This window comes from Neptuniibacter sp. (assembly GCF_024231755.1).
Taxonomy (GTDB): Bacteria; Pseudomonadota; Gammaproteobacteria; order Pseudomonadales; family Balneatricaceae; genus Neptuniibacter.
Genome location: NZ_JAAEQH010000261.1, coordinates 1 through 1488 on the forward strand (window position 1 = coordinate 1; position 1488 = coordinate 1488).

1 protein-coding gene is annotated in these 1488 nt (G+C 44.9%); it reads left to right on the forward strand.

Annotation, left to right across the window (positions count from 1 at the left end; translation table 11 throughout):
* Window positions 1-146 precede the first annotated feature (146 nt).
* Window positions 147-1274: an ISAs1 family transposase gene (locus GY843_RS14375; protein ID WP_297310626.1), complete on the forward strand. Its 1128-nt coding sequence runs from the start codon at window positions 147-149 to the stop codon at window positions 1272-1274.
* The last annotated feature ends 214 nt before the right edge of the window (window positions 1275-1488 follow it).

Genomic DNA, 1488 nt, shown 5'->3' on the forward strand with positions numbered 1-1488 from the left:
CAGGGCAATCGCAAGTAGATTTTTTGGAGAAAATTCATATAAACGACTTGCGCTATCCAGAATAAACACTTAAGCTTTCAGGAGTAGTTTGCAATGAGCTCTTGCATAAATATCCGAATCGATATGCAATATTTAGGAGGTTTGACATGGATGCAAACACTCCCGATGGGCTTTTGCGCTGGTTTAGCGAACTGGAAGACCCTCGTGTGGGACATAATATACAGCATGTATTCTCTGATTTGCTGGCAATCGCCATTCTGGCTGTCATTTGTGGAGCCGAAGGATGGGTTGAGGTCGCCGTATTTGGCCGGTGCAAAGAAGACTGGCTCAAAACATTTCTACACTTACCCAATGGTGTTCCCAGCCACGATACCTTTGGTAGAGTCTTTAGCAAGATCAAACCTGACCAGTTTGAGTGCTGCTTCTTAAACTGGACCGCTCACTTGGCAAAACATAAGAAACGCCTGGTGGCGATTGACGGAAAGACCCTCAGAAGCAGCTTTGACCATGCTAATGAGAAATCGGCTATTCACATGGTTATCGCCTGGTGCCAGGAGAATCATCTTGTTCTGGGACAAATCACCACTGATGCTAAAAGCAATGAGATAACGGCAATCCCGAAACTGTTAGAACTCCTTGATATCAAGGGCGCCATCATCACTACCGATGCGATGGGTTGCCAAAAGAAGATCACTGAAAACATTGTCGATGCTGAGGCGGACTATATCTTGCAGGTGAAAGACAATCATCCCACTTTACATGGGGAGCTCAAATTGCTGTTTGAAAAGGGGCTTCGTGATGACTGTCTGGGCATTGCCTATGACTTCCATGAACACACTAATGGCGGACATGGACGTATTGAAACCCGGCGAATTTGGGTTACCCATGAGATTAATTGGTTCTCCGAACGTCGCCAATGGAAGGGGCTTTCGTGCTTTATTTGCGTTGAAGCGACTCGTACGCAGCAGGGTAATACCTCTGTAGAACGTCATTACTATCTCAGCAGTTTGGAAGGGATTCTTGCTTGTGAATTTCTAGCATTGATCCGAGGCCACTGGTCCATTGAAAACAAGCTGCACTGGTCTTTGGATGTCAACTTTAGAGAAGACGATTGTCGTATTCGCAAAGGACATTCAGCTGAGAATTTTAGTCGGTTACGACGATTAGCCTTAAACTTGCTCAAAAAGGACAAAACGCGCAAGGTAGGCGTCAAGTGCAAAACCAAAGCGTGTTCTTGGGATCATGACTACCTGCTACAGATTTTAACTCAGTAACCAGGTTGTTCTGAATCAACATTACCAAGCGTTAAATAACAGAACCGTACTGGCTCTGCTGTCAGATAAGGTCTGTCAGCATATCCGGTTAATTCATCAATCATACTCTCAAAATCGTCATTGATGCTGTTTAAAGACCGCCAAGCTTGCTCAAGCTTGAGGGAATGGGCACTTCTTGATTCAAATCACACCTAAGAAAAGTTGTGAGAATGGC

What these genes read in the sequence shown, in the direction of transcription:
- GY843_RS14375 (WP_297310626.1), top strand. Translation starts at nt 147, where the DNA reads ATGGATGCAAACACTCCCGATGGGCTTTTGCGCTGGTTTAGCGAACTG.